Origin of the sequence: Panacibacter microcysteis (genome assembly GCF_015831355.1) — a bacterium.
GTDB classification, from domain to species: Bacteria; Bacteroidota; Bacteroidia; order Chitinophagales; family Chitinophagaceae; genus Panacibacter; species Panacibacter microcysteis.
The window spans coordinates 1,635,594-1,659,816 of sequence record NZ_JADWYR010000001.1; the positions used below are offsets into that span (position 1 = coordinate 1,635,594).

The window sequence follows — 24,223 nt, forward strand, 5'->3', positions numbered from 1 at the left end:
ACAATATATAAAAGCGTTCTGTGAGGATCGCATGCTCTGAATTATGAAGCAATTCAATTATGCTTCCAATGATGGAAGCAAGCCACTTGGAAAACTGGAAGTTTGGTTTTTTACAGGAAGCCAGCATTTGTATGGCGAAGAAACATTGAAACAGGTTGCTGCCCACTCGCAGGAAATTGCGGAAGCTTTGAATGCTGCTGCAGTTATACCGGTTACAATCGTGTATAAACCCACTGTAAAATCCACGGAGGAAATATATGCCATTTGCCAGGAGGCAAACACCGCCGCCAACTGCATCGGAATGATTGCATGGATGCATACTTTCTCGCCTGCAAAAATGTGGATCAACGGATTGAAGATTTTGCAGAAACCTATGCTGCACCTGCATACACAATACAACAGGGATATTCCATGGAATGATATTGACATGGATTTCATGAACCTGAACCAGAGTGCTCATGGTGACAGGGAATTTGGTTTTATGGTTAGCCGTATGCGCATAAGGAGAAAAGTAGTGGTGGGGCATTGGCAGAGTACTGCAGTACATGAGCAGATAGAAGTTTGGAGCCGTGCAGCAGCAGGGTGGTACGACTGGCAGGGTGCCAAATTTGTGCGTTTTGGAGACAATATGCGCTATGTGGCAGTTACCGATGGCGATAAAGTAGAAGCAGAGCTGAAGTTTGGATTTGCGGTAAATACGCATGGTATAGGAGACCTTGTAAAAGTTATTAACGCAGTAGAGGAGAAAGACATTGATGCATTGTGCGAGGTTTATGAAACAGCATATCTAGTACAGGATAGTTTAAAAAAATCAGGGGCACAGCATGGATCTTTAAGAGAAGCCGCAAAGATTGAAATAGGTCTGCGTACTTTTCTTGAGGCAGGTGGCTACAAAGGCTTTACTGATTCTTTTGAAGACCTGCACGGCATGATACAACTTCCCGGTTTGCCTGTACAAAGGCTGATGAACGAGGGTTACGGTTTTGCGGGGGAAGGCGACTGGAAAACGCCGGCGCTGGTGAGAGCCATGAAAGTGATGGCCGCAGGCCTGAAAGGGGGTAACTCTTTTATGGAAGACTACACTTATCATTTTGAGCCAGGCAATGAAATGGTACTGGGGTCTCATATGCTGGAAATATGCGAAAGCATAGCAAAAGATAAACCCAAATGCGAAATACATGCACTGGGTATTGGTGGAAAAGCTGATCCTGTGAGACTTGTATTTGATGTTGCAGGCGGCCAGGCACTCAATGCATCGCTGGTGGATATGGGCAACCGCTTCAGGTTGATTGTAAATACGGTGGAAGCAGCAGCGCCACAACATGCATTGCCAAAGCTGCCGGTAGCCAGGGTTTTATGGAAACCACACCCAAACATGGCAGACGGTTGTGCTGCATGGATCTATGCCGGCGGCGCACACCACACGGCTTACAGCCAGAACCTTACCGGTGCACACCTGGAAGATTTTGCTGACATGGCTGGCATTGAGTATGTGATCATAGACGAGGCAACAACACTGCGTGCATTGAAAAATGAATTAAGGTGGAGCGATGTTTATTACCAGCTTAACAGGCAGTAAATGATTTTTTGCCCCGTAGTATGGCTTTTGATATTTTGAATGTAGAAATCATTATTTTGTGCAATCGTTTGCTCAAATTAGCTGTTTAGAAGGTTGATCACTTGCCGAATGAAGGACAGAACGTACAAGTGTGCGACGCAACGAAGCTTAATAGCAGCAATAAAGCCCGGTTCATAATAATATACCTCAAACATCAACGATTGATTTGTTATGGAGAAACTTTTCTTTGAAGACAAGCTGATATTTATTATCTACTTTCTCATTGTGGCTGGCTACGGCTACTACATTTACCGCAAAAAGAAAAAAGCTGTTACCGATACGCACGACTTCTTTCTTGCAGAGGGCTCACTTACCTGGTGGGCTATCGGTGCATCACTGATTGCATCGAACATATCTGCAGAGCAGTTTATTGGCATGAGCGGTAATGGCTACAGCATTGGTATTGCGGTGGCTGCCTACGAATGGATTGCTGCTGTAGCGCTGATCATTGTTGCAGTTTGGTTTATACCGGTGTACCTGAAGAACAAGATCTTTACCATGCCGCAGTTTCTCGAGAACCGGTATAATAAAACGGTAAGTCTTATTATGGCTATCTTCTGGTTGTTCCTGTACATTTTTGTAAACCTTACGTCTATACTGTACCTGGGTGCGGTTGCTATCAATAACCTTGTTGGCGGCAGCCCTGACCAGTTTCATATGATCGTTATTGCATTGAGTATTTTTGCCATACTCATTACACTGGGTGGTATGAAGGTGATTGGTTTTACCGATGTGATACAGGTAACAGTACTGATCATCGGCGGTTTGGCAACAACCTATATTGCTCTTACACTTGTAAGTGAAAAATTTGGTTTGGGCAAAGACATTGTTGCTGGTTTTAATAAACTGCTGGAAGATGCACCAGACCACTTTCACATGATCTTTAAAAAGCCTGATGCAAACTCTACGCAGCAGGAGATCAATAATTATTTAACCATACCGGGTTTATTGAGTTATGTGGCCGGTATCTGGATCGTTAACCTTAACTACTGGGGCTGTAACCAATACATTACACAACGTGCGCTGGGTGCAGACCTCAACACAGCGCGTAAGGGTATATTGTTTGCAGGCTTTATAAAATTATTGATGCCTGTAATAGTAATGCTGCCTGGTATTGCTGCCTATGTATTGTACAAAAACGGGTCTTTACAACAGGAAATGATTACCGGCAGCAAAGATGGCGCTGTAATAGCAGACAATGCCTACTCAGCAATCCTGGGTTATCTGCCGCATGGTCTTATCGGTTTATCACTCGCTGCACTTACAGCTGCTATCGTAGCTTCCCTGGCAGGTAAAGCCAACAGTATCTCAACTATTTACACGCTGGATATTTATAAAAAGTACATCAACAAAGAAGCGTCTGAAAAGAAGATGGTATGGACTGGCCGCATCACCATTCTTGCAGCTATGGTTATCTCCATCATTTTTACGTGGGATGATATTTTGGGTATTGGTGGTGAAGGTGGTTTTACTTTTATACAGAAATATACCGGCTTTATAAGCCCGGGCGTATTCGCCATGTTCATACTCGGTATGTTTTGGAAAAGAACCACCGGCGCTGCCGCTGTGGCGGGTGTATTAACAGGTTTTATACTCAGCGTTGTATTCAACGTATTTGCACCATCATGGTTTGGCCCTGAAACGATCTTATACACTGCCTATAAGAACAATGCAGGTGTATATGAAATTCCTTTCCACATTTGTATGGGGCTGGCGTTTGGTTTTACCATGCTGGTAATGATCGTAATGAGCATAGCAGGTCCTAAGATCAATCCAAAATCATTTGAGATAGACAAAGGCATGTTCAAAGTATCGCCGGGCACACTGGCAATGATCGTAATAACACTGCTTATTATCTCCATGTTATATGTGCGGTTCTGGTAAAAAAATATGAAAGAAGCTGGCTGCGGCCGGCTTCTTCTTTTTTAAGTAACATTTCATGTGCGGCATAACTTAAATCATGCTGCATATTCCGCACAATCACTACTTTCGGCGCCAAAAGATCAAGCATCATAATGTCAAGCATTATACAATATAAGCACCACGACCGTTTTCTGCTGGCAGTAGATTGTATCATTTTTGGTTTTGATGGCGAACGTTTAAAGGCACTTTTTATCAAACGTGGTTTCGAGCCCGAAATTGGAAAATGGTCTTTGATGGGTGGTTTTGTAAACCGGCAGGAAAGCGTGGAAGCCGCGGCTGCACGTGTGTTACAACAACTAACCGGTCTTGACAATATTTATATGGAACAGATCGGTTGCTTTGGCGATGTTGACAGAGACCCCGGTGGCCGTGTAATATCCGTAGCTTATTTTGCCCTCATCAACATTGCTGATTACACAGAAAACATGATGCAGGAGCACAATGCCAAATGGTTCACCATCGATAAAATTCCACAACTGGTATTCGACCATAAAAAAATGGTATTGCTTGCAAAAGAAAGGCTGCAGCAAAAAGTGGCTAACCACCCCATTGGGTTTGAATTGCTGCCCGAAAAATTTACACTCCGCCAGCTACAAAATTTGTACGAGGCCATTTACGGTAATGAGCTCGACAAAAGAAACTTCACAAGAAAGATTCTTTCGCTCGATATACTTCACAAGCTAAACGAGAAAGAAAAAGCCTCTTCCCGCAAAGGCTCTTACTATTTTGTCTTCGATGAAAAGCGGTATAAAAAGCTCGAAACAGAAGGCGTCAAGTTCATTTAGCATCACCCGTTGTTTATGCACGGTTTTTTGTCGTTAAGCCAGCAGTGGGCTTTTATGGCATCGCCTGTTGCCACGCTCGTTTCAGCGTTCCGTTTTTATGGCAGCTGCAGCGCTCCATATCCTTTACACGTTTAATCTCTCACGTTTCCCATCTCCCACAAATCACCCCCTGTCCATACTTTCTTATCTCTTCCCGCTCTTTTGTAACATATTAGCATCATTAATGGCTAAAATTGCTTTAATTGCCCTGCTTTTTCTACTATGTTGCTGAATAAGAAAACGATAGTGTTGCTTTGTCTTGTGCTGTATACGAACCTGTTAACCGCACAGCAACATAATATATACCAGTTTGCACACCTCAATTTTACACAAGGCTTGTCGCACAACCAGGTTAACTGCGTGTACAAAGACAAAAAGGGTTTTGTTTGGTTTGGTACCATGAGTGGCCTCAACCGTTATGATGGTTACAACATCAAAGTCTTCCGCCATAAAGACGAAGACTCTACTTCCCTCAACGACGATTTCATTGGCGGCATCTTCGAAGGCCCGGGTAACAAACGCTGGATTCAGACTGGCACAGGCTTCAGCATCTACGATCAGCAAACAGAAAAATTCGATAACAATACAGGCGCTTACTTTAAAACACATCAGCTTCCCTCCGTCGGTTTGTTCAGTATTGTAAAGTCTGGCACCGGCTATTGGTTTGCTTATGCAGATAGTGGCCTGTTTTACATCAACCGGCAAAAACTGGCTGCGGTGATTAAAACAGGTATCGGGCTCACGTACCCCAATACGCAAGCCATCACAGATGTAAAAGCAGACAGCAAAGGAAATATATGGATCGCAAAACTCAACGGCGAAATTGAACAGGCAGACAGTAACGGAACAATAACCAAACGCCTGTCTGTATTGCCGCCGCTTGCAGTCAACGCATATACCGGTTATAAACTATTCATTGATAATGACAATGAACTATGGGTTTACAGCCGGGGTTCTGTGCCCGGTATATTTCACATCAAACCGCAAAACGGATCTGTCAGGCAATACTCACGCAAATCTGCACCGGTCGCGCTCAACAACGATATCGTTACCGGTGTTGTGCAGGATAACAAAGGCCTGCTGTGGATAGCAACAGACCATGGTGGTGTAAACATAATAGACAAGCAGTCGGGAACAATCTTTACACTGGAAAATAAGTTGTATGACAATACCAGTATTGCCCAAAACAGTCTAAACACCATTTACAAAGACGATCTCGGTATAATATGGCTGGGTACTTACAAACAGGGCGTTAGCTATTATCATGAAACCATCTTCAAATTTCACCTTTACCGCCATAAACCTTCAGATATCACCAGCCTGCCATATGATGACATCAACAAATTTGTGGAAGACGATAAAGGCAATATCTGGATCGGCACTAACGGGGAAGGGCTTGTTTATTATAACAGGTCTGCAAATACCTATAAGCAATACAGGCATAATGCCGCAGACAACAGCAGTCTGGCAAACGATGTTATTGTAAGCCTATGGATCGACCATACAAACAAATTATGGATCGGCACTTATTTCGGCGGCCTCGATTGTTTTGATGGCACTTCCTTCAAACATTTCAGGCATAACGATGCAGACACAAACTCATTGTCAGATGACCGGGTCTGGGACATATTTGAAGACTCTTACAAAAATCTTTGGATTGGCACTTTCGAGAATGGGCTGGACCGGTACGACAGGGAGAAAAATGTATTTGTGCATTACAGGCCAGGGCAGCAGGGTTCTGTACATGCCAGGTATGTTACCCAAATAATCGAAGATAAACAACAACAACTCTGGCTTGCTACTGCTTATGGTATAGACAGGCTCGACAGGCAAAAAAACGAGTTTGTACACTACAACAATGCAGGCAACAAACTCAGTAACGATAATGTGATCTTTATACTCTCCGATAGCCGTGGGCTGCTTTGGGCCGGTACAAGAGATGGCTTGAATGTATTGAACCCCGTAAACCGCCGGTTCCAGGTATTCAGAACAACAGATGGCCTTGCAGACAATACCATACTTAGTTTGCTGGAAGATGAAGCCGGCAGCCTCTGGGCTAGTACGCCAAACGGCATCTCGAGGATTGAAGTATCCGGCAATGTTGCTTCGGGTATTACCATTAACTGTAAAAACTACGATGAGCTCGATGGCCTGCAGGGCAAAGAGTTCAACCAGAAAGCAGTGCTTAAAACAAGCCGCGGAGAACTGGTATTCGGTGGCGCCAATGGCTTCAATATTTTTAAGCCTTCAGATATAAAAAGCAACAGCAGTATACCGGCTATTGCTTTTACAAACCTGCAGGTGTTTAACAGGAATATAGAGGCAGGCGGTAAATTAAATAAACAGGTGATCATTAATGAAGCAATACCCCAAACAAAGACAATCACGCTCAGGTATAATGAAAATATTTTCTCGCTGGAATTTGCAGCATTAAGCTACATCAACACATTAAAAAATAAATACGCATACAAACTCGAAGGCTTTAATGCCGACTGGGTTTATACAGATGGATATTCAAGAAAAGTAACCTATACCAACCTCGATCCCGGTGAATATACATTTCGTGTAAAAGCGTCTAACAACGATGGTGTATGGAACGAAGAGGGCATAGCGGTAAAAATAATTGTGTTGCCACCATTCTGGCAAACACCACTGGCTTATGTGTTATATGTGCTTGCTATAGTAGCTGTGCTGTTTTTTGCAAGACGAATAACCATCCGGCGGGCAAAAATGCGTTTTGCACTCGAGCAGGAAAGGAAAGAAGCACAGCGCATGCACGAGCTCGATATGATGAAGATCCGGTTCTTTACAAATGTGAGCCACGAGTTTAGAACACCGCTTTCTCTTATACTGGCACCCGTGGATAAGCTCATACGCTCTGCCGCAGACCCGCTGCAAAAACAACAGTACCAGCTCATCAACAGGAATGCAAGAAGATTGCTCAACCTTGTAAACCAGTTGCTCGATTTTCGCAAAATGGAAGTGCAGGAGCTAAAGCTACACGCTACTGAAGGCGATATTGCCAGGTTTATCAGGAACATTTCTTATTCGTTTACAGACATAGCCGAAAAAAAGAACATCCGGTTTTCGTATGAGTCAGAAGTAGAATCGCTGCAAACAAAGTTCGACCACGATAAAATCGAACGCATACTGTTTAACCTGTTATCAAACGCTTTTAAGTTTACACCGGAAAACGGGAGTGTGGCAGTGGAGTTGAACGCTACCAAAACCACAGATAATACCATGCTTGAAATAAAAATAAAAGATACAGGTATCGGTATTCCACCAGCCAAGCAACAAAAGATCTTCGAAAGATTTTTCCAGAACGAAGTGCCCGGTTCTATGGTAAACCAGGGCAGTGGTATTGGCCTTGCCATTACAAAAGAATTTGTAAAGCTGCACAACGGCACCATAACTGTAGAAAGCGAAGAAGACAATGGCGCCTGTTTTACGGTAACTATTCCGCTGCAGCCCATAACCGAAGCACAAACAAAAAACAACCGGCAGGAATTATTGCACCAGGCTACCGCCGCACCAAGACAGGCAATACCCGGCACCGTAAAAAAGGCTACTGTGCTCATTGTTGAAGACAACGACGATTTTCTTTTTTACCTGAAAGATAACCTCAATGAGCACTACAATATTGCCGAGGCCTCCGATGGTAAAGAGGGTTGGCAAAAAGCACTTGCCATACACCCGGATATTATCGTTAGCGATATCAGCATGCCCGTAATGGACGGCATAGAGCTTTGTAAAAAAATAAAGCAGGATGCACGTACCAAACATATACCCGTGGTGCTGCTTACAGCACTTGCCGGCGAAGAACAACAACTGCGCGGTCTCGAAACAGGCGCTGCAGATTACATGTCCAAGCCGTTTAATTTCGAAATACTGCTCAGGCGTATCCGCAACCTGTTATCCCAAAACGAATCGCTCAAACAAACCTTTGCCAAACAGGTAGAAGTTAAAACCACCGATATAAAACTCAGTTCGCCCGATGAAAAATTTGTGCAGGATGCACTGGCCATTACCGAAAAAAACATCTCCAATGCAGATTTTTCTGTTGAAGAGCTCAGCCGCGCCTTACTCATGAGCCGCGTGGCTGTTTACAAACGCCTCTTTGCGTTAACCGGTAAAACACCCATTGAATTTATTCGCGCTGTAAGGCTGCAGCGGGCGGCACAATTACTGGAGCAATCTAATATGACAGTGGCAGAAGTGGCCTACGAAACCGGTTTCAACAACCCCAAGTATTTCTCAAAATATTTCAAAGTACACTACGGCGTATTGCCTTCCGCATATGTTGCCTCAAAAAAGGCCGCAACAACCAATGCCGGGCCGGGCAGGCAAACAGAACACAATGCATAAGTTACCAGCCGGCCCTTTAACCAGCGTTATGCAAGCGTCATTGTATTATTTGTTTTTCAGCAGTAGTTTTTCATGGCATCGCCGGTTGTGTCACTCCCTTCAGGGTTCCTGTTTTATGGCGGCTGTAGTTTCCGGGTGTAGTGGCTTATACCGGGTACAAAACATAACGTACGCTATTCAACTCCGCAAATAAGCCTGTCGTAAAACCTTCCATGGCCCTCCGTTTTCCTGCTCAATCAGGCTTACTTCGTCAAAATAAAAACTGCCTGGTAAATTGTATTGCGCCACCTCTTTAAAAATCTCATCGGTACAAAAACCATTGCGCGGGTGTATAAGCGTTATGTGCGCTGTTGGTATGTGCGGTATTTGCACTATCTTTTTGAGAATACCCTCCCGTAGTGCTATAAACGATTGCTGGCCTGGCAATGCCGCCAGCCACAAACCTCTGCCTGCGTCAAACCTTTCGGGCGGGCCAAACTGTAATTCAAATGCGGCGTAGTTACCATAAAGCATGTTGTGCCACAATTTGTCCGGCTGCGCTATCTCGTTCTCCCGGCAAAGTGTTATATGCGCTTTGATCAGTGCGTGCTGCAGCGGGTTGTAATGTTGCCTTATTTTCTCAATAATGGCAGCTTGCCGGGGCTGTAAGAACAGTGTAAGTTGTTGTCTTTTCATCATCTTCTGTTGGTATACTCCAATACCGCCATTGCGGTGTATTTGAAACAAATTATACAGTTGGAAACGCCATTTTGCGGTGGCAGTTAACAAAAGATACCTTTTAAATAAACATTTTATACCGGTCGGTTAACATTTTGATACCCAAACATAAACATTGTACTCCCCGGTTTTGCTGCTGCTGCCGCTAATTTCAACCTGTATTGAACCATAGATTTTTTATAACTGATTGCATTGCTTTTTTCGGGATCAAACTGCAACGACTAAGTAAGCTGCTAAGAACGACAGAACCTGGAACTGCTGAACAAATTTCTGAACGATGAAGTGATTGCGACGCAACCGGCGATGCCATAGAATACTGCTGCCGGTATTACAAAAAATCTTAACGACTGTCTTTGATTAACAATTTCTAATAAACACTAATTGTTTGCTTATGAGAGCAGCTAAAATGGCACGAACAACAAAAGTGCTGCTATGGACTTGCTGGTGTTGCCTTGCACTTGCATTTACCACTTCTGCACAAAATGCTACCCGGAAAATTACCGGCACTGTAAAAGACGACAAGGGCGCTCCGTTAAACGGCGTTACCGTCGAAGTAAAGAAATCGAAACTTTTTGCTGTAACCAACGCATCCGGCGTGTTTTCTTTAACTGTGCCGGACAATGCAACCACGCTGGTAATAAGCTACGTGGGCATGGCAAAACAGGAAGTCGACATTAGTAAAACGACCGTTGTAGATGTTGCGCTGCAGCCCACTTCTCAAAACCTCAACGATGTGATCGTTATTGGTTATGGTACCGCCAAAAGGGCAAGTATTACGTCTTCAATTTCGTCTGTTAGTGCGAAGGATATAAAAGACCTGCCTGTCGCGGGTGTAGACCAGGCGCTGCAGGGCAAGGTTGCCGGTGTAACGGTAACGAACAACAGCGGCCAGCCGGGTGGCGGTGTTGCGCTGCGGGTGCGTGGTATAACCACCATTAACAGCAACGACCCGCTGATTGTGATAGACGGTGTATTGTTTCCGTCGAACACAAAAACCAGTTCAGGCTATGCAGGCCTTGGTGGCTCAGACGGCCAGACCGGGAACAGTGTGATGTCTACACTGAACCCCAACGATATTGAAACGATCGATGTATTAAAAGATGCATCTGCACAAGCCATCTATGGTTCGCAGGCTGCAAACGGGGTGATCATTATAACTACCAAGAAGGGAAAAGTGGGAGAAGGAAAAATTAATTACGATGGTTATGTGGGCCAGTCACAGGTGGCAAAAAAGCTCGACCTGATGAACCTGCGTGAGTTTGCACAATACCAGAATGAAGTGGCACCCATTGTAGGGCTTACACCCTCAGAAGAATTCAAAGACCCTTCTGTACTGGGCGAGGGCACAGACTGGCAGGAAGCCATGTTTCGTCATGCAAACATGCAGAACCACCAGCTGAGTTTTTCCGGCGGTAAGGACAAAACAACCTATTACCTGTCGCTCAATTATTTTAACCAGGAAGGCATTTTGATCGGCTCAGATTTTAAACGTTTCTCCACCCGTTTCAATCTCGATCACCAGTTGAAAAACTGGCTGAAGATTGGCGTAAGCATGAACGCTTCCAGAAGTATCCAGAACGTTACGCTGGCAGATGCAGCCGAAGGAACAATCTGGTGGGGTGCAGTACAAAGCCCGCTGATCCCCGTTAAAAACCTTGATGGTACATGGGGCGGTGGTACCACGATAGGAGGTTTTCAATATGGCCAGGATAACCCTATAGCCAGGAGTAATTACCGTGGTAACAAATCAACCACCTCGCAGGTATTTGGTAACATTTATGCAGAGCTGCAGTTTTCAAAAAATCTCTCTTTGCGCAATGAGGTGGCCTATACGCTTGGTTTAAATAATAATCTTGCTTACCAGTATTCAGGAAACATAGGGCCCACCCAATTGCAAAGCCAGATGTTTGATGCCCGTGGAAACAGTTATTATTATGCCGTAAGAAACTACCTCAACTACAATAAATACTTTGGCAAACATGCTATAAGCGCTACTGCCGGCCACGAAATACAGTATTCTTATTATGAAGGTATCTCCGGCAAAAAAGTAGACCTCGCCAATAACATCATTGACCTTAATGCGGGCAACAGTGATAAAGACACATGGGAACTTGGTGGTGGCAAGAGCAACTGGGCCATGGAATCTTACTTTGTGCGTGGCAGTTATACGTATGACAACCGTTATTCGCTTTCTGTAAGCTTTCGTGCAGATGGTTCTTCCAATTTTGGTCCTAACAACAAATGGGGTTATTTCCCGGGTGCTTCACTCGGCTGGACAGTTACCAACGAGAAGTTTGCAGAAAACATTAAATCTGTTGTAAACTTTATGAAGATTAGGGTAGGTTATGGTGCCGTGGGCAATCAGAATCTGCCAGGCGGTGCGCCGAATCCGCCGTATACCTCTGTAATCGGTTTCTGGCCCGGCCCTGTTGGTTTTGGTACGTCAAGCTACCTCAACGGTATTACCAATCCAAACCTTAGCTGGGAATCCGTAATTACCAAAAACATTGGTATAGATCTGTCCTTCTTCAAAGGTGCCATAGATCTTAATGTAGATGTGTACAGGAAAACAACGTCAGACATGTTACTGTTCCTGACCGGCCCAAGACTCATCGGTGTTGGAGACCAGTGGGATGATCTGAAAGCGCCTGTAGGAAACGTTGGACAAATGACCAACTCCGGTGTTGATATCAGCCTTACATCCAACAACATCCGTAAACAAAATTTTTCGTGGAAGACAAACTTCATCTTTTCCACCTTTAAAAACAGGCTCGACAATATGGCCGCCTCTACAGCAGGCTTAACCGGTAAAGTATACTACGATAATTATACCATTACCTATACACAGCCCGGCTATGCAGTTGGTTCTTTCTTCGGCCTTGTTACAGACGGGTTGTTCCGCACACAGGAAGACCTGGATAACAGCCTGCCACAGTTTGGTTACAGTGTAGACGAGCAGCATACATGGCTGGGCGATGTACGTTTCAAAGACATCAACGGAGATAAGAAGATTGATGCAAACGACATTACGTTTATCGGCAGCCCGCTGCCAAAATTCACCTACGGGTTTACCAACACATTCAGCTATAAAGAATTTGACCTGTCGGTTTTCCTGCAGGGTAGCCAGGGCGCAAAGATCTTCAACTTCCTGCGTTGGCAAACAGAGAAAATGGATAATGCTTTCTATAACCAGACAAGGGCAGTAATGGATCGCTATACCGCAGATAATACTGGTGGAAGCCTGCCACGCTTTACCAATCTCAACGTGAACAACGTGTATATGTCAGACCGCTACGTAGAAGATGGCTCATACCTGCGCATACAGAACGTTACATTGGGTTACAGGCTGCCCAAAAACCTGATCAGCAAAGCAAAGATCAGCAATGCAAGATTTTATGTGTCTGTTCAAAATCTTAAAACATTTACCAGCTACAGCGGTTACGATCCTGAGATTGGCGCATTTAACAACAGTATAAAACTTATGAACGTAGATATGGGCCACTATCCAAATCCACGCACATTCACAGCAGGCTTAAACGTTGAATTTTAAAAAAAGAAAGAAGTTTTATGAACCGGGCAGATGAATAAGCATGAAGCTTCTGTTGCGTCGCACACTTGTACTGTATCGCATGATGCAACAATGCAACCAGCGTACCAATAGCAGGCGCCACTGCAACACACGTCAACCGGGCAAAAAACTTTAGTGTAAACAACAAACCGTTATACAATGAAACATAAAAGCATATATGCCATATTACTAAGCACCGCTTTGCTGGCATCCTGTAAAAAAAGTTTTATTGACAGACCCGCACTCGATGCAACTACTTTACAGAATTATTACAATACCAAAGAAGAAGTAAGAAGCTTAACCAGCACACTCTACGGCCTGCCCTGGAGTGGTTACGAAAACCGCGCAATGGATGCCATTGGAGATGTAATGGCCGGCAATGAATATACCGGGGGAAATGATGATCCGCCATTCCTTAATTTCTCCTTTGCCTCAACCTCTGTGCGCATAGCAGATGCATGGAAGGTATTTTACAAAATAGGCGGGTGGACAAGCGCTTACATACAGGCACTCGAGCAAAAGAAGGCCGAAGGCGGTGATGCATCCTTTATCGATCCCGCTATTGCAGAATGCCACTTCCTGCGCGGTACAGTTTATTTCTACATTGGCCGTATCTGGGGTCCGGCTCCCATTGTAACAGACCCGGGTGCAGTAGCATTGGCAGGCAACTTTAATATACCACGTTACTTTAAAGAAGATGTGTTACGTTTTGCTCTCGAAGAACTCCAGATGGCAGAAGCAGGCTTGCCCGAAACAGATGAACCCGGCCGCGTAACCAGGTATGCAGCAAAAGGTATGATGGCAAAGTTGTACCTCTACAACAAAGACTACGAAAATGCAAAGATCAAAGCAGGTGAGGTGATCAGTTCAGGCCACTATAGCCTGTTCCCTGATTATGCCGCCATGTTTAACTCAAGTGCCAATAACAATAATGTAGAGTCACTCTTTTCTATTCAGCACCAGTTAACCAGCAACCCCTGGGGTTCGGGCAACCAGAAAAACCCAGACCGCGGGCCAAGCAATATGCAAACATCAGAGGCCAGCATGTGGGAGCTCTATGCCCCGTCTATGGATATACAGGCAGCTTACGAATCAGGAGACCTCCGTCGCAAAGGTTCTATGATGCAGCATGGCTGGACAAAACCCGAATGGAAACCCGTAAACTCAAACCCCGTGTATAATGCATTTATGGCAAACGGTTATGTATACGACACCATTCAGCCTGTAGGCGAAGGCGGCCAGAAAAACACAACCCGCGCAAACATTGCCAAGTACGTGGTAGGCCCGGGAAAATCTTATGGCGGCGAAACAGTGCTTGGTATGAATACCGGCATCAATACCATGATGCTGAGGTACGCAGATGTACTGCTTATTTACGCAGAAGCAGTGCTGGGTACACAGGCTTCCACTTCAGATGCTGGCGCACTCGATGCCTTCAATAAAGTGCGTACACGAGCCGGCCTGTTGCCCAAAACATCTATTACAATGGATGACGTACTGCACGAACGCCGCGTAGAGTTTGCTTTTGAAGGTGATTACTGGTTTGATATACAGCGGCAGGGTTTTGCAAAAGCCAAACAAATAATAGAAGCACAGAACAGGGGCACATTCGATTTTGAACAACATGTAACCTTCTCAGAACAATACATGTACCTGCCAATACCTGCCGGTGAAATCCTGCAGGATCCTGAACTGGCAAAAGAACCTGTCTCATATTATTAATTCTAAACGATCAGTCAAAATGAAAAAGAGTTTCCATATAAAAATGCTTGCAGGTGGCCTGGTGCTTATGGCAATGTTCACCTTCAATGCCTGTACAAAAGATACCGATGGCAGCCCGCAGCTAAAACCGGGCGATCCCGTAGCAAACGCTATTGCCCCCGATTCTGCAGCCGGTGGCGCGGTACTTACACTAACCGGCTCAGGCCTGGGCGATATCCGCAGCATTGTATTCTCCAACGACAGCGTACCGGCCTCTTTTTACTCAACGCTCAATACAGAAACAGCACTTGTATTTCGCGTGCCCGATACAGCATCAGGCGGTGCACAGAACATTATCTTCACAAACAGTGCCGGCAAGGCGTTGATTGTACCTTTCAAAGTATTGGCTTACCCCAATGTAACCACCGCTTTTCCTACAGACTTCGAGCAAGGCACAACCGTTACACTTACCGGCAATAACCTTGCAGATGTATCGAAGGTAGTTATTGAAGGCACCACTGAGGAAGCCGCCATTGTTTCGCAAACAAAAAAGCAACTGGTTATACAAATGCCTGCAACAACAGTTAACCGTGGTTTTTTGCGTATTACCAATACCAGCGGAGATGTTGTAACAACGCAGGAGTTTACCAATGTAGCCAATGCCACACAAGTGTTTACCGAAGATTTTGTGAACCCCGCACAAAGCTGGTCGTGGGGTGGAGAGTATACACCATCTGCAGATGTTGCTATAACCGGTGCTAAAAGCCTGAAAGCCGCATACGATCCTGCAGGTGCATGGGGTGGCTTGCAGATAGGCATGGGTTCTGAACTTATGCTGCCATCCGGTACAAAGTATATCTCTTTCTGGGTAAGAGGTGCAGACGAAGACAAAAATGTAACCTTCCAGGTAAAAGGCAATTACTGGTCTACCGATAATTCAGAAGTTATTACAGTGCCCGCCAACAAGTGGACATACTTTAGAAAAGAGATCAGCAGCTTTATGCCGGGTGTAAGTTCTGTAAGTGTTATTTTATTCCAGATACACGATGCAGGCAAAACCTTGTATTTTGATAATATCATGTTTACCAAATAAGCAAAAGCGCTCAACGGGAAAGATCTTCATCTTTTTCTCTCATAAGGGCAGTTAGTCGAAGGCAAACTGTTGCCTGCAAAATTTTGCAGGCACAGTTTTTCCAATAGTTTTATTTGGTGGTCACCTGCAGTACTAAAACAGGCTTTACTTGCGTCGCACTCTTGTACTGCAATGCACAACTGAGCTTTTCGCAGCTGCGCAATAATTCGTCGCTGCTGTTTATAAAGTTGGCTGTGCTGTAAGCTGCTGCTACCTGTACAGAAAGTACAAGTGAGTGACACAACAGGCGATGCCACCTGCACCAGTGCTGGTAACAATAAATATTACAATCTTAAAACAACCACCGGTTATGTTTACCGCAAGAATAATACTGCTCTTATCAGCAGGCGCTTTGGCAATAACAGCTTGTAAAAAATCTGTAACCAAAGATGATGGCGGAGGTACCACCCCGCCCACAGATTCAACAGGTACTGTGGTTACGCCGAAAGACCCCGAAACTGCAGCCACAACAGGCTTTTTTTTAAACGACTGGAAGCCTAAAACATTTACGCCGCCTGCTTACAATGAAGGAACGGTACCTGCTGCCACAACGGCCACCATTACGGCAGATGCTTCTGTAATTGTTTCTAAAATACCTGCTACGTTATTTGCCAATAATGCCAACCTGTGGATGGGCAATTTTACCGATGGTGTTTTGCTTAATCATATTACCAACCAGCACCCGGGTGTATTACGTTTTCCCGGTGGCAGCATCAGCGATGTTTTTTTCTGGAATGCACCCAATAATGCGAAGCCTTCTACCGCGCCTGAAACACTGGTTAATGCAGATGGCGTAAGTACTGCATCAAATTTCTGGTATGGCAAAAACACTGAAAGCTGGACGTGCTCTGTAGATAACTATTACAGCATGCTGCAGCAAACAGGGAATGAAGGGATGATTACAGTAAACTATGGGTATGCACGCTACGGAACAGGGCCAAACCCTGTTGCAGATGCAGCACACCTTGCAGCAGAATGGGTGCGTTACGATAACGGCAGAACAAAATACTGGGAAGTGGGCAACGAAAATTTTGGCAGTTGGGAAGCTGGTTACAGGATAAACACCGCCAACAACAAAGATGGCCAGCCGGAGATTTTAACCGGTGACTTGTATGCCAGACATGCAAAGGTTTTCATAGATTCTATGCGCAATGCCGCGCAGCAGGTGGGTGCAACCATTTACATCGGTACACAATTACTCGATCATGTTGCCGAAAGCTGGGAACCTGCTTTGAGTAAAACGTGGAACGAGCAGGTAATGCCGCAGGTTGCTGCTGCAACAGACTATCATATTGTGCACAATTATTACACGGCATACCAGACCAATGCACCCGCCAGTGAAGTGCTGGCTTCTGCAGCTTCGGCCACTACCAAAATGACCGGTGTGCTTACAGCCATTGGCGCAACCAATAAACCACTTGCACTTACAGAATACAATATATTTTCTACAGGCTCAAGGCAAATGGTTTCTCATGTGGCGGGTATGCATGCAGTGCTGGTGTTAAACGAGTTAATGAAGAACAAATACGGTTTTGCTGCGCGTTGGGATCTTGCCAACGGATGGGAAGATGGCAATGACCATGGTTTGTATAGTAACGGCGATGAGCCGGGTGTGGCAAAGTGGAATCCCAGGCCCGCATTTTACTACCTGTATTTTTTTCAGAAAATGTTGGGCGACCGGCTGATCAATGCATCAGTAGCGGGAGGTACCAACCTGTCAGTTTATGCATCAACGTATTCTTCGGGGCAGCTGGGGCTAACGATCGTAAACCAATCTGCCACGGCACAAACGGCACAGGTAAAATTTAAAAATTTCAATGCAGGCAACAGGTATTACTGGTATACGCTTACCGGTGGTACAGATGGCGGTGAGTTTTCCAGGAAAGTTATCGTAAACGGCGAAGGACCATCAGGAGTTGCCGGCGGCCCGGATAACTATACCGGTATAAAACCATATGCTGCATCTGCCGGTAACGGTATTAAAATAGATATACCCGCAAGGGCAGTAATTTTTGTAGTGGTTGATAAGAAATAGTAAAAGCCGGGTTTTCACCCGGTTTTTTTTATATAAACGTTCTTACACCCGAAGCATTATAGGTATCCCTGAACTCTTTGGGTGTGCAGTTTTTCTTCTTTTTAAAAATGCGGTTAAAGTTGCTCATGTTGTTAAAGCCGCAATTGTATGCAATCTCTGTAATGTTCTGTGTTGTATCAATCAGTAACCGCGATGCATGGCCAAGCCTTATTTCGTTAAGCGTATCAATAAACGTTTTACCGGTTCTTGCTTTAAAGAAACGACTGAATGCCACATCTGTCATTAAGGCAAGTTTTGCTGCTTCAGCCAGCGTAATATCCTTACTAAAATTGGCGTTGAGGTAATGCATCACTTTTTCTACGCGGCGGCTGTTGTAAGAAAATGAATTGTCAGCAGCTACAAAAGAAACATCAGATAATGTTTTCATGTTACGGCTTACAGACAGGTCGTGCAGGATAGACATCAGCTCCAGCACAGAATCAAAGCCATGTTTTTTGGTAAGTTCAACCAGCCTCGGTTTGATGGCCTGCGTGGTTTCTTTTGAGAACAAGATGCCACGCAAAGATTTTTCAAACATGCTCCTTATAAAACTTAGCTGGTTCCTGTTTAAAAATGCCTCATCAAACAAATCGCGGTGAAACTGTATGGTAATTTCTTTTATGTCTTTACATGCGCAGTTATGATTAAACCAGCCATGTTGCAAATTAGGGCCTACCAATACCAGTTCAAAATCGTCCAGTTCGCCGATATGATCGCCGATTATTCTTTGCGCGCCATGCGCATTTAATATAAAATTCAGTTCAAATTCTTCATGATAATGCAGCGGGAAATCGAACGTGGATTTGTTGCGTGAAAAAAGTGTAAAGCAGTCATTTTTTGTTAATGGAATGATTTCTCTCAGTAGTTCTGCAGGCATGGCAATCAGTAAAGTAAATAATGAAATTTAAACAGTAAAGCTAAAAAAATATTAGCTCAGATAAATTCAGATATCCGTAAAAATGATTGTGCGGCAGTATTTAAGAACTATTTAAGCTATAGGGACGCCTCTTTCTATAAATTTTAAGATAAAAAAGTACTTGTGTGTTTTACGGAAAACATTAGATTTACAACAACGTTTCAATACCGCTCAAAACCGGTTGCTGCTACAGGTTCATCACGTCTTTCATATATATAGATTGATATTGTCATTAGCAGCAATAAGATGGTATTTCAAAAGAAACCCGCTGTGCGATCAGGTGTTGATATCATTTTATGCTGCGCTGTTTTTTGGAAACGGGACACAAACGACAGCAAGTGTAAATGAGGTGCAGCTTGCATCGCATACGGGTTTTAATATATTAAGTATTTTTTTCTCAAGCAGTAATTTTAAAAGAATAAGCCTGTTGTTTCTACAACGGGCTTTTATTTTTAAATCGTGTTTTTTTTGGTACCGGCTGCAGCACGTGTGGCATCGCCTGTTGTGTCACTCACTTCATCGTTCCAATCATTAACCCGGCCATTCCAGGGTACAACAAACGTTTGAGATAATATCATCAGCAGGCAGCAAAGCCAGTAGAAAATTTGTCACTGTAATCGCAGCATTACTCATCAAACTTTTGCATGGTTCAATCAGTTTTATAAACGAAATTGAACCCCCAATAACAACAGACCGGCATGCGCTTACAATGGATTGATATAGCAATTGTTTTTGCCTACCTGATCTCGATGCTGGTTATTGGCTGGCTGCTTCGTAAAAAAGCACGGAAGAATAAAGACAATTATTTACTGGGCGGTAAATCCCTGCCCTGGTATATGCTGGGGCTAAGTGATGCGTCAGATATGTTTGATATCAGCGGAACGATGTGGATGGTATCGTTGTGTTTTGTGTATGGCATGAAGAGCATGTGGATACCATGGCTATGGCCGGTATTCAACCAGGTTTTTTTGATGATGTTTCTATCCAAATGGTTACGCAGATCCAATGCTACCACAGGTGCAGAATGGCTGGTTACCAGGTTTGGATCTGATGACACAGGCTGCAGAGGTTCTCACAATGTAATGGTTGCTTTTGCGCTGCTTAGTTGCTTTGGTTTTCTTGCATATGGTTTTATCGGCCTGGGAAAATTTACGGAGATATTTATTCCCTGGCGGTACATAGAACCATATATACCATTTAATGTGTCACCTCAGTATGTACCGCACGTTTATGGCATTATTTTTACAATATTCGCCACTTTTTATTCTGTTGTAGGGGGCATGCATAGCATTGTTATTGGTGATGTGATCAAATACATTGTAATGACAATTGCATGTATAGCCGTTGCTGCAATAGCCATGATACACCTGCACGGAGAAAACAATACACTCAATGTACCGCATGGCTGGTACACGCCTTTTTTCGGCCGCACATTAGATGACCTTGACTGGTCTGGCATTATTGAAGATGTAAACCGGAAGATCAGCGATGATGGGTTTTCCATGTTCTCCGTTTTTTTTATGATGATGTTGTTCAAAGGGGTGTTTGCCAGTCTTGCAGGCCCGGCACCTAATTACGACATGCAGAAGATACTCTCAACCAGGTCGCCAAAAGAAGCATCGAAAATGACGGGCTTTGTTTCTATTGTATTGTTACCAATCCGATATGCATTGATCATCGGGTTAACTGTATTGGCGCTTCTCTACTACGATCAGCTGAATCTTTCTTCACCCGCAGGTACAGATTTCGAAAAGATACTTCCTTCTGCGGTAAACAGCTTTTTGCCGGTGGGAATACTGGGCCTTGTACTAACCGGGCTGCTCGGTGCTTTTATGGGTACTTTTTCCGGTACGCTGAATGCCGCACAGGCTTACATAGTAAATGATATATACCTTAAATACATCAACCCGAAAGCGTCTACACGAATGATCATTACCACCAATTATGTAGTAGGTACGCTGGTGGTTGTAATTGGTATCCTGCTCGGCTTCATTGCAAAAGACATCAACAGCGTGTTGCAATGGATCGTTGGCGCGCTTTATGGAGGTTACATTGCCGCCAACATGTTTAAGTGGTATTGGTGGAGGTTCAATGCAAATGGCTTCTTTTGGGGTATGTTAAGCGGGGTGGCCGCAGCACTGGTATTCCCTTATGTTTTTGATGGTTTGCCATTGTATAACTGGCCCTTGCTTTTCCTGGTATCTGTTGCGGGTTGCATTGCCGGTACGTATGCTGCTCCCGCAACAAATATGCACACGCTTACAGCTTTTTACCGCACCGTAAAGCCATGGGGCTTCTGGAAACCAGTGGAGGCTATTGTTTTGTCTGAAGACCCTACGTTCAGCACAGGTAACCGTTTCAGGCTGGATGCGTTGAATGTTGTATTGGGTATAATAGCACAATGCGCCCTAACCCTGTTACCCATGTATATTGTGCTTTGGATGAAATTACATGTAGCAATAGTTTCAGTAATACTCCTGGTGATCATTCTGATACTGAAAAAAACATGGTGGAACAAACTGGAAGATTAAGGCGCTTTTGAACGACAAAGAAGTAGTTTTATTATAGTGTGGCAACACGATCTTTGGCATGTGTATAAAAAATATTGCGCGTAATATTATGCTAAATGTTGTGGAAATTTAATCAAGGGTGTTGAATGACGGAAACAATAGAAAATATAAATACGCGTTTATATGCATGGATTTCAAGTGCACTAAGCAAAAGGAACGTGCAAAATGCAGTTTCCTGAATTCGTTAAACGCTTAATTGCTTCAATGCATTTTTGAACAGAAAAGTCATGGCAGATCAGCTATGGCTTTTTTGTTTATAACGTATACAGCTCTTCCTGCATATTCTCTTTTGCCTGTGCTTCAAACAACGCTGAAAAATGCGGTGTTTTATAAATGTGGTCCTGCGCAAGAAAATATTGCAACACTTTTCAGCGGCTTGGTTTATATAAAAAGCCCGGGTAAAACTTGTATTCATTTCTTACATGGTGTGCATACGCATTGTACGTTGCGCTGTCGCTGCCAAGTATAGACAGGTCTGCATCTGTAAAATAATTGGTATCTGTGCTTTTACTGTGTACGTGGCTTTTGGTGGCAAGTATATGTTGGCTGCACAAGGCAATTTTTGCCTGCGGGTAATTGATGGCCTTTAATCTCCTGGCTGCAGTTAATGCACTTTGGGCTTCATTGTCCCGCCGCCTTGCTTTGTATATAAGGTCATGATAAAACAATGCAAACAGGATTGTTGGCCAGTCTTCGATATAATCTCTGCATGCTTCGAGCTGCGTGTACATCTGCTGCAGGTGTAGCAGGTTATGATAATGGCGCTGCCTGCCTGTATATGCGCTTTCCACTTCATTCCAGTATGTTTTACACAACGCATCATCGCTGTTATAAGCCATAAGAAGATGGATGAAAATTTCTTTAAGCATTACGTATTTTATTTTCAGAACCTTCATTGTCAACAATGCTGTATAACAGCCGGGGCGTTGCAAATGCTCAGCAAAGATTCAAATGTTGAAGAGTGCGACGCAAGCAAAGCTTAATAGTAGTGCTGCAGCATGGCTCAATATTGAATTAAAAAAGCACTTATGTGCTTTTTCTTTTTATAACGAATTTAAAAAATGTTGGTGGTCTGTATTGCTACTATGAAGCTTAGGTTGTGTCACTCACTTGTACTGCAGAGCGTTAACGGGGCACACGATGCTGCCTTGCGTACATCGTGTGGTGCGTGTTTGTCAGCTAAGATCTGTATGTATGGCACTCACCGGTCTCCCATAAAATGCAGCGGCATGCTTGTCAAAGTCTGCAGTTGAATCTGTAGTGTAAAATATCTTTTGGCCATTTTTGGACAGCCTTGTTTCCATCTCATTATGACGTTTCAGGTAATCTGCAAGACTGTTTGCAACAATCTTGCCCTGGGATAAAATGGTAATATCAACAGGTGTATATTCTGTGATCTTTTTTATCAACAAAGGGTAATGCGTGCAGGCCAGCAAAATGGTATCTATGAGCGGTTCTTTTTTCAATAGCTGGTGAATGTTTTTCTTAATGAAAAAGTCTGCCCCATGGCCTTCATGCTCATTATTTTCCACCAGTGGAACCCACATAGGGCAGGCCTCCTGTATTACCTGTACGTCAGGATAAAACTTGTTGATCTCGATAACATAAGAGTTTGATTGCACGGTACCGTTGGTGGCGAGAACACCGACTTTCTTGCTTTTCGTATATTGGCCTACGACTTCAGTTGTTGGTCTTATAACGCCCAGCACACGTTTATCCGGCGCCATTCGCGGCAGGTCATTTTGCTGTATTGTTCTTAAAGCTTTTGCCGATGCTGTATTACAGGCAAGAATAACAAGCGGGCAACCTTGCCTGAAAAACCATTCCACGCACTGTAAGGTATAATGGTATACAGTATTGAACGAACGGTTGCCATAAGGTGAACGTGAGTTATCGCCAAGGTATATATAATCATACTGCGGCAGTTTGGCTACTATTTCTTTGAGCACCGTAAGACCGCCATAGCCTGAATCAAAAACACCGATACTTCCTTGCATGTTATGCTGTTTTTCTTTTACTAAAGTACAGGTTTAAACAATGTGTTATGCAGTGTTGTAACAAGTTCACTTCTATATAGTAAAATACTGGAGTTGGCCAATAAAAAAACCACGCATAAGCGTGGTTTTTTTATAACAAGATTGTTGGACTAATTTGTTTTTGGCTTTGTGGCACCGCCTGTTGCAGGCTTGGTAGCCGGAGGTGTTTTCGATGCATCCGGATCATCACCCACCTGCAGCAATTCCTGTGGCAGAGATGTAAGTTTCAATTCCTTTGCTACAGAGATAAACAGGTTATCGATAGGAAAACCCAGTTCATAAGTCTGTGGTTTAAGAATCAAATTATACTTTTTGGTTTCCAGTACTTTTTTGTAAGCATTTACTACCTGTGTGTAGAGGGGCTGTGCAAGCTGGCCTCTTTTCATCTCTACTTTTCTTTGAGCGATCTGCTGCCAGTAAACAAGATTCATTGCCATTTCTCTGCGCTTGCCATCAGTGTAGTCAAGAACAGCTTTTGATTTACCTGCGGTAGAGTCAGCCTTAAATGTGCTGTCTAAACGCTGGTATTCTGTTTGATAAATGTTATATTCTGTTGCTAAAGAATCCTGTTGGTAAATCTGCAACAGGCTATCTACTTCCGCATATTGGGGCATGCCGTATGTAACCATTGCATCAAGATCAAATACCGCGACCTTAAACTGCTGTGCCTTAACCTCTCCACCTGCGAACAATACAGCAGAAAGAACGAGCATTGATAAAAAGACTTTTTTCATGAGTGTGCTGTTGAATTTAAACAATTGATTTTTGATGATTGA

Annotated in this window: 14 protein-coding genes; 9 read left to right on the plus strand and 5 right to left on the minus strand. The window is 43.9% G+C overall.

Going from position 1 to position 24,223, the window contains the following annotated elements; genetic code table 11:
* The first annotated feature begins 43 nt into the window (after positions 1-43).
* The 4 genes from araA (at position 44) to I5907_RS06710 (ending at position 8,733) form a co-directional block, all read left to right on the plus strand.
* Positions 44-1,579, plus strand: a complete 1,536-nt coding sequence (araA, locus tag I5907_RS06695; protein ID WP_196989939.1) for an L-arabinose isomerase — start codon at positions 44-46, stop codon at positions 1,577-1,579.
* A gap of 210 nt (positions 1,580-1,789) precedes the next feature.
* The gene (locus tag I5907_RS06700) at positions 1,790-3,502 is read left to right on the plus strand and encodes a sodium:solute symporter family transporter (RefSeq protein WP_196989940.1); all 1,713 of its coding nucleotides are present in this window, start codon (positions 1,790-1,792) and stop codon (positions 3,500-3,502) included.
* Between the two features lie 131 nt (positions 3,503-3,633).
* The gene (locus I5907_RS06705) at positions 3,634-4,326 is read left to right on the plus strand and encodes an NUDIX hydrolase (protein ID WP_196989941.1); all 693 of its coding nucleotides are present in this window, start codon (positions 3,634-3,636) and stop codon (positions 4,324-4,326) included.
* 261 nt (positions 4,327-4,587) lie between these two features.
* Positions 4,588-8,733, plus strand: coding sequence for a hybrid sensor histidine kinase/response regulator transcription factor (locus I5907_RS06710; RefSeq protein WP_196989942.1), 4,146 nt, complete (start codon positions 4,588-4,590; stop codon positions 8,731-8,733).
* A gap of 177 nt (positions 8,734-8,910) precedes the next feature.
* On the opposite strand, the gene I5907_RS06715 is transcribed toward I5907_RS06710, so the two are convergent.
* Positions 8,911-9,408 (minus strand): 2'-5' RNA ligase family protein, encoded by a 498-nt coding sequence (locus tag I5907_RS06715; protein WP_196989943.1) that lies wholly within the window; start codon positions 9,406-9,408, stop codon positions 8,911-8,913.
* A 433-nt stretch (positions 9,409-9,841) separates the two neighbouring features.
* Here I5907_RS06715 and I5907_RS06720 point away from each other — a divergent pair, with 433 nt between their 5' ends.
* From I5907_RS06720 to I5907_RS06735, 4 genes are all read left to right on the plus strand, one after another.
* Positions 9,842-13,000, plus strand: coding sequence for a SusC/RagA family TonB-linked outer membrane protein (locus tag I5907_RS06720; protein ID WP_196989944.1), 3,159 nt, complete (start codon positions 9,842-9,844; stop codon positions 12,998-13,000).
* Positions 13,001-13,177: 177 nt separating this feature from the next.
* The gene (locus I5907_RS06725) at positions 13,178-14,740 is read left to right on the plus strand and encodes a RagB/SusD family nutrient uptake outer membrane protein (RefSeq protein WP_196989945.1); all 1,563 of its coding nucleotides are present in this window, start codon (positions 13,178-13,180) and stop codon (positions 14,738-14,740) included.
* Positions 14,741-14,759: 19 nt separating this feature from the next.
* Complete coding sequence (locus I5907_RS06730; protein WP_196989946.1) at positions 14,760-15,812, plus strand: IPT/TIG domain-containing protein; 1,053 nt, start codon at positions 14,760-14,762, stop codon at positions 15,810-15,812.
* A gap of 349 nt (positions 15,813-16,161) precedes the next feature.
* Positions 16,162-17,886 carry an alpha-L-arabinofuranosidase gene (locus I5907_RS06735; protein WP_196989947.1) on the plus strand — a complete coding sequence of 575 codons (1,725 nt, stop codon included), beginning with the start codon at positions 16,162-16,164 and terminating at the stop codon, positions 17,884-17,886.
* Between the two features lie 28 nt (positions 17,887-17,914).
* Here the strand turns inward: I5907_RS06735 and I5907_RS06740 are convergent, their stop codons facing one another.
* On the minus strand, positions 17,915-18,802 hold the full coding sequence (locus I5907_RS06740) for an AraC family transcriptional regulator (RefSeq protein WP_196989948.1): 888 nt from the start codon (positions 18,800-18,802) through the stop codon (positions 17,915-17,917).
* A 737-nt stretch (positions 18,803-19,539) separates the two neighbouring features.
* Between I5907_RS06740 and I5907_RS06745 the strand changes: the two genes are divergently transcribed.
* A complete protein-coding gene (locus I5907_RS06745; RefSeq protein WP_196989949.1) occupies positions 19,540-21,372 on the plus strand; it encodes a sodium:solute symporter family protein in 1,833 nt (610 codons plus the stop codon).
* Between the two features lie 407 nt (positions 21,373-21,779).
* Here the strand turns inward: I5907_RS06745 and I5907_RS06750 are convergent, their stop codons facing one another.
* The 3 genes from I5907_RS06750 to I5907_RS06760 all read right to left on the minus strand — a co-directional run bounded on the left by I5907_RS06750 (position 21,780) and on the right by I5907_RS06760 (position 24,181).
* Positions 21,780-22,280: an HD domain-containing protein gene (locus I5907_RS06750; RefSeq protein ID WP_196989950.1), complete on the minus strand. Its 501-nt coding sequence runs from the start codon at positions 22,278-22,280 to the stop codon at positions 21,780-21,782.
* A 306-nt stretch (positions 22,281-22,586) separates the two neighbouring features.
* Complete coding sequence (gene murI, locus I5907_RS06755; RefSeq protein ID WP_196989951.1) at positions 22,587-23,408, minus strand: glutamate racemase; 822 nt, start codon at positions 23,406-23,408, stop codon at positions 22,587-22,589.
* Between the two features lie 149 nt (positions 23,409-23,557).
* The gene (locus tag I5907_RS06760) at positions 23,558-24,181 is read right to left on the minus strand and encodes an OmpH/Skp family outer membrane protein (RefSeq protein ID WP_196989952.1); all 624 of its coding nucleotides are present in this window, start codon (positions 24,179-24,181) and stop codon (positions 23,558-23,560) included.
* Between the last annotated feature and the right edge of the window lie 42 nt (positions 24,182-24,223).

What these genes read in the sequence shown, in the direction of transcription:
- I5907_RS06700 (WP_196989940.1), top strand. Translation starts at nt 1,790, where the DNA reads ATGGAGAAACTTTTCTTTGAAGACAAGCTGATATTTATTATCTACTTT.
- I5907_RS06760 (WP_196989952.1), bottom strand. Translation starts at nt 24,181, where the DNA reads ATGAAAAAAGTCTTTTTATCAATGCTCGTTCTTTCTGCTGTATTGTTC.
- I5907_RS06745 (WP_196989949.1), top strand. Translation starts at nt 19,540, where the DNA reads ATGCGCTTACAATGGATTGATATAGCAATTGTTTTTGCCTACCTGATC.
- I5907_RS06730 (WP_196989946.1), top strand. Translation starts at nt 14,760, where the DNA reads ATGAAAAAGAGTTTCCATATAAAAATGCTTGCAGGTGGCCTGGTGCTT.
- I5907_RS06740 (WP_196989948.1), bottom strand. Translation starts at nt 18,802, where the DNA reads ATGCCTGCAGAACTACTGAGAGAAATCATTCCATTAACAAAAAATGAC.
- I5907_RS06715 (WP_196989943.1), bottom strand. Translation starts at nt 9,408, where the DNA reads ATGAAAAGACAACAACTTACACTGTTCTTACAGCCCCGGCAAGCTGCC.
- I5907_RS06705 (WP_196989941.1), top strand. Translation starts at nt 3,634, where the DNA reads ATGTCAAGCATTATACAATATAAGCACCACGACCGTTTTCTGCTGGCA.
- I5907_RS06735 (WP_196989947.1), top strand. Translation starts at nt 16,162, where the DNA reads ATGTTTACCGCAAGAATAATACTGCTCTTATCAGCAGGCGCTTTGGCA.
- I5907_RS06750 (WP_196989950.1), bottom strand. Translation starts at nt 22,280, where the DNA reads ATGCTTAAAGAAATTTTCATCCATCTTCTTATGGCTTATAACAGCGAT.
- I5907_RS06725 (WP_196989945.1), top strand. Translation starts at nt 13,178, where the DNA reads ATGAAACATAAAAGCATATATGCCATATTACTAAGCACCGCTTTGCTG.
- murI (WP_196989951.1), bottom strand. Translation starts at nt 23,408, where the DNA reads ATGCAAGGAAGTATCGGTGTTTTTGATTCAGGCTATGGCGGTCTTACG.
- araA (WP_196989939.1), top strand. Translation starts at nt 44, where the DNA reads ATGAAGCAATTCAATTATGCTTCCAATGATGGAAGCAAGCCACTTGGA.
- I5907_RS06710 (WP_196989942.1), top strand. Translation starts at nt 4,588, where the DNA reads ATGTTGCTGAATAAGAAAACGATAGTGTTGCTTTGTCTTGTGCTGTAT.
- I5907_RS06720 (WP_196989944.1), top strand. Translation starts at nt 9,842, where the DNA reads ATGAGAGCAGCTAAAATGGCACGAACAACAAAAGTGCTGCTATGGACT.